Source organism: Weizmannia acidilactici (assembly GCF_008974225.1).
In the GTDB taxonomy this organism is placed as follows: domain Bacteria; phylum Bacillota; class Bacilli; order Bacillales; family Bacillaceae_C; genus Weizmannia; species Weizmannia acidilactici.
This window is the reverse complement of the sequence record NZ_BKZR01000130.1, coordinates 1-278: the sequence shown is the minus strand read 5'-3', so window position 1 is coordinate 278 and position 278 is coordinate 1. Positions and strand designations below refer to the sequence as shown.

Here is a 278-nt window from a genome sequence, read left to right as displayed (position 1 = left end):
TTAAAACAGGGGTACAGTTGGGGACTAGCCGGCCTCCATTCAATGGCTACAGCCATGGTTCATCGCTTTGAAGGGACCCTTTATGAAGCCATAGCTGATTCGACAAAAGAGAACGAAAAACCGGATAAGAAAATCAATATCAAGCAGTGGCTGAAAGTAAAAACTCGAGAATCAATAGGAGCCGTTACGGGGCATTTGCCTGCATTGGCAAGCCGGGATCAAGGCAAGCCGTATATAGAAGCTCTAAAAGGGCTAGCAGGATATCAAGGAATTTTTTG

Annotated in this window: 1 protein-coding gene; it reads left to right on the top strand. The window is 45.3% G+C overall.

Going from position 1 to position 278, the window contains the following annotated elements; all coding sequences use genetic code 11:
• Positions 1-42 precede the first annotated feature (42 nt).
• On the top strand, positions 43-278 hold a 236-nt coding region (locus tag GBH70_RS16530), incomplete at its 3' end, for a hypothetical protein (protein ID WP_151682026.1).